Below are 4,529 nucleotides of genomic sequence, written 5' to 3'. Positions count from 1 at the left end.
CCGACGCAGGTCAGACCAGGGCGCGCACCGACCGATACGCGTCGGCGACGTCGCGGGTCGGCACGTCGTACACGCGCACGATGCCGTCATCGCCCTCGTGCGTCGGCCAGCCGGGGTCGCCTGAGACGACGAAGGCCACCGCGGCGCCGTGCACCTCGTCGGCGAGCTGCTGCGGCGGGTTCGGTCCGGCCAGAGCCTGCATCGACGGGCCGTCGAGGCAGTCGAAGAAGAACGGCACATCGAGGCAGTGCTCGGCGTACCCGAAGCGCCCCGACGGCCAGGAGAACCGATACACCCACGTGGGCGCGTCACCGCGGTCGGCCGCGACGCGCAGTACGCCGGCACGGAACATGCGGTCGGTGAGCACTCGGCCGGCGAGGCGCGACGAGCCGAGGCGCACGATGTCGGCGTTGTCGGCGAGGTAGTCGGCGCGGATGCTCTTCGGCAGCCCGAGGCGGTTCAGCAGCACTGTGCGAGGCACCCAGCGCAGCGCCTTCGCGGCGGCCCCGCCGAAGACCATCGTGAACTCGTCGTCGGTGGCCCCGATCACGAGCGGTTTGTCGGCCCCGATGCCGGCGCGCAGGGATTCTCTCGTCGGACGCGGGATGAGGTCGCCGTCGACCACGGGGCCGAGTGGCAGCCCCACGTCGACGAGGGTCGCGATGCCGCGGGGGCTCAGGCGTGTCGCGTTCTTCTGCAGGTCGAGCAGATGGTGCTCGTCGACACCGCCGAAGCCGCTCACGGTCGGCTCGACCCCTGCCGACGCGGCGAGCGCACGGGCGAACGCCTCCGACCGCCCGGGTGCGACATCCGTGAGCGCCGCGGAGATCGCGTACACCCCGTGGAACAGGTGCTGCGCGGCTGGCATCCCGAGCAGGGTGAGAACGGCCCCGCCACCCGCGGACTGCCCGGCGATCGTCACGCGCGCGGGATCTCCGCCGAACGCGGCGATGTTCTGCTGAACCCATTCGAGCGCCAGCAGCCAGTCGCGCACGCCGCGGTTCGACGGGGCACCGTCGATCCAGCCGAAACCTTCGAAGCCCAGTCGGTACGAGATCGTCACGGTGACCACGCCGTCGCGGGTGAAGCTGCGACCGTCGTACCAGGGGCTGGCAGGCGATCCGGACGTGAATCCGCCGCCGTGGATCCAGACGAGCACCGGCAGTCCCGCGGCGGCGGGGTCGGGGCCCGGAGAGGGCGTGAAGACGTTGACGTTGAGAGTCGATTCGCCGGCGACGCTCGGCTCGGGAATGAGGGTCTCGCCTTGATCGCCGCGCTGCGCGGTCGCCCCGTGAGCCAGGGCATCACGCACTCCCTCCCATGCCGCATGGGGCACGGGTGCCGCGAACCGCCGTTCGCCGACGGGCGGCTCGGCGAACGGGATGCCGAGAAACGCGGCCGACCTCGAGGCACCCCGATCCTGTGGGCCCGGGCGCCACCGCCCCCGGACGCGGCCTGCGGCGGTCTGCACCTCGACGTAGTCACTCATCACACACAGACTCCCACGACGAGCCTGATCCCCGCACCGGTCTGCGACCTCAGGCACGGCGCGAGGCGGCGCGGCTCCGGTCGCAGAGCCCGCAGGATCACGCCGGGAACCGCGACGCCGTAGCGTGCGGCATCCGCTCGGTCATCACCCGCACCGCTTCGGGGTTGTCGTCGACGAGCACGGCCTCGCGCCCGAGCGCGGAGGCGACGGCTCCGGTCGTGCCGCTGCCCGCGAAGAGGTCGAGCACGCGGTCGCCGGGGCGGCTGGATGCCCGCACGATACGGCGCAGGATGCCCTCGGGCTTCTGCGTCGGGTATCCGGTCTTCTCGCGCCCGGTGGTCGGCACGATCGTGTGCCACCACACGTCGGTGGGCAGCTTGCCGCGGGCGGCCTTCTCGGCGGTGACGAGACCGGGCGCCATGTACGGCTCTCGGTCGACGTCGTCGCTGTTGAACACGTACTCCCGCGGGTTCTTGACGTACACGAGGATCGTGTCGTGCTTGGTCGGCCAGCGCCGCCGCGACTTCGCACCGTAGTCGTAGGCCCAGATCAGCTCGTTCAGGAAGCAGTCGCGACCGAACACCGCGTCGAGCATGACCTTGGCGTAGTGCGCCTCGCGATAGTCGAGGTGCAGGTACAGCGTGCCGTCGTCGGCGAGCAGTCGCCACGCCTCTTCCAGGCGCGGCATGAGGAAGGCCCCGTAGTCGTCGAACCGGTCGTCATACGTGCGCAGCATGCCGCGCACCCGCTCGTACGCATGTCCGTGGAACCCGTGGCGCACCTCGGCGGGCGCCGACGCCTCGGTGCCGACGCTCACCACGAGCGGCGTGCCCTCGGCATCCGTCTCGTGCGCCGTCGCGAACGTGCGTCGCGCGGTGACCACCTGTCGCTCCTGCGCCCGCCCCGTGTTGAACGGCGGGTCGAGGTACACGAGCGTGAAGGATGCCGAGGGCAGCGTCGCCGCGACCGCGAGATTGTCGCCCTGGATGATCGAGACGGACCCGGGGACGAGAGCACCCGGATCGTCGATCACGGAACCCGGTGCAGCCATGCGTCGGTGGCGAACTTCGACTCCACCAGCGCCTCGGCATCGGCGTACTCGTCAGCGGTGACGGTGCCGTCCTCCGCCGAGGTGAGCGCGCGGAACGTGTCGATGAAGCGCTCGATGATCTCGGCGCGCGAGAGGCCGGTCTGGCTGCGCAGCGGGTCGACGCGCTTGGCGGCCGAGGTGGTGCCCTTGTCGCTGAGCTTCTCGCGGCCGATGCGCAGCACCTCGGTCATCGTCTGACCGTCGATGTCGTACGAGAGCGTCGCGTGGTGCAGCACTCCCCCGTTGGCGAGCCGCTTCTGCGCGGCTCCGCCGATCTTGCCCGACGAGCTCGCGATGTCGTTGAGCGGCTGGTAGATCGCATCGATGCCGAGCGAGCGCAGCGCCTGCAGCACCCAGTCGTCGAGGAACGCGTAGGAGTCGGCGAACGTCATGCCCTGCACGAGCGACGCCGGCACATAGAGCGAGTACGTGATGATCTGACCGGCGGCCATGAGCATCGCTCCGCCGCCCGAGATGCGGCGGACGACGTCGAAGCCGTGGCGCTGCGCACCCTCGGGGTCGACCTCGTTGCGGTACGACTGGAACGACCCGATCACGACGGCGGACTGGTCCCACTCCCAGATGCGCAGCGTCGGACGGCGGCGCCCTTCACCGACACGGGAGGTGAGCACCTCGTCGAGGGCGAGGTTCATGCGGGGCGACACCGCCGCGTCGTGCACGATCTCCCAGTCGAAATCGCCCCAGCCCGGCGCCGTGACGAGAGCGCGACGCACTGCGGTTCCCACCGCCTCGGGCGTGAAGCCGAGCAGCTGCGCCCCCTCGGGCAATGCTCCGCGCACGGCCGCGGCGATCGCTGTGGCATCGGATTCGACGGGCAGTCCCGTGACCGCGGCATCGATGTCTGCGAGAGCCGTGTCGGGCTCCAGGAAGAAGTCGCCGGCGAGCCGGAATCGGGCGATCCTGCCGTCCTCGACATCGAGATCGACGACGACGAGCTTTCCGCCTGGAACCTTGTATTCACCGTGCACGGTTACAGCTTAAGGCGCGCAGTGCCCGTGACGACCGATGATCGTCCGTCACCCGCCGAAGACGACGGCGCGCTCGCCGGCACGGATCGGCAGCGAGTATCGGTTGCCGTTCGGCGGCTGCGGGCACAGGTACTGATCTGAGAACGCGCAGGGCGGGAGGTAGGCACGGTTGAAGTCGACGATCGCGGATCCGTCGGGGTCGGGCTCGTCGATCGGGAGGAACCGGAACCGATACGTTTCGATGCCGTTCGTCCCGTCGGCGAACACCGCCGTCAGACCTCCCTGAGGGGTGCGGGTCGCGTGCAGCGTCAGCGGGTTGCCGTCGAGCGCGAAATGCAGACGCCCCGCGAGCTCGGACTCGGTCGCCTGTCCGTCGATCGTCGTGACCGTGATGCGCTCGCCGGGGGTGGGCTCGAAGGATGCCGGGATCCGCCAGCCCTGCCGCGGCGGATACGCGTCGATCGCGCTGAAGTGCTCTCGCTCACGGCGCCGGGGGTTGAACACGCGCAGCGCCACCGCCCCTCGCCTGTCGAAGACCCGCAGTTCACGCCGGCCGAGCCTCAGCGTCTCCGCTCCGCGCAGCGTGATGACGGAACCGCCCACCCCGAGGTCGCTGCCGCGGATGGCGCCGTCGTCCGTCCGAGCCCAGAGCCCCGGCACTCCCTCCACGGCGGCGGGTTCTGTGATGAGCCAGTTCGTGGATTCGAGCGCGGCGGGGCCGTACTCGGCTCCGGCATAGCGCTCGCGCGATTCGTGCCAGGCCCGCCAGTCGTCTTCGAATCCCACCTCGCACCTCCCTCTCGCCGCGAATCTATGCGGAGAGACGGTCGATATGCCGAGATGACGTCACGCGGATTCACCCGCTGTCACGGGCGTTCATCCGACGTAACACGCCGACGCGCGATGCCCCCTCCGGTCGTTGAGCGAGGACGGCGAAGCCGACCGAGACGAAACGCGGTCC

4 protein-coding genes are annotated in these 4,529 nt (G+C 70.3%); all 4 read right to left on the bottom strand.

What is annotated here, in order from left to right; translation table 11 throughout:
* Positions 1-10: 10 nt before the first annotated feature.
* Complete coding sequence (locus RWO82_RS15120) at positions 11-1,489, bottom strand: carboxylesterase family protein (protein ID WP_314428354.1); 1,479 nt, start codon at positions 1,487-1,489, stop codon at positions 11-13.
* A 97-nt stretch (positions 1,490-1,586) separates the two neighbouring features.
* Positions 1,587-2,540: a site-specific DNA-methyltransferase gene (locus RWO82_RS15115; RefSeq protein WP_314428353.1), complete on the bottom strand. Its 954-nt coding sequence runs from the start codon at positions 2,538-2,540 to the stop codon at positions 1,587-1,589.
* Complete coding sequence (locus RWO82_RS15110) at positions 2,519-3,568, bottom strand: lipoyl protein ligase domain-containing protein (protein WP_314428352.1); 1,050 nt, start codon at positions 3,566-3,568, stop codon at positions 2,519-2,521. Before RWO82_RS15110 ends, RWO82_RS15115 begins: the two co-directional genes overlap by 22 nt.
* 48 nt (positions 3,569-3,616) lie before the next feature.
* Entirely contained in the window at positions 3,617-4,354 is a 738-nt protein-coding gene (locus tag RWO82_RS15105; protein WP_314428351.1) for a DUF1684 domain-containing protein, read from the bottom strand.
* Between the last annotated feature and the right edge of the window lie 175 nt (positions 4,355-4,529).

This window comes from uncultured Microbacterium sp. (genome assembly GCF_963521645.1).
Lineage (GTDB): Bacteria > Actinomycetota > Actinomycetes > Actinomycetales > Microbacteriaceae > Microbacterium.
Note: the sequence above shows the minus strand (reverse complement) of the source record. Positions and strands in the feature narration are given on the sequence as shown.

Excerpts from the sequence above, each read along its gene's own strand:
- RWO82_RS15120 (WP_314428354.1), bottom strand. The coding sequence starts at position 1,489 with ATGAGTGACTACGTCGAGGTGCAGACCGCCGCAGGCCGCGTCCGGGGG.
- RWO82_RS15115 (WP_314428353.1), bottom strand. The coding sequence starts at position 2,540 with ATGGCTGCACCGGGTTCCGTGATCGACGATCCGGGTGCTCTCGTCCCC.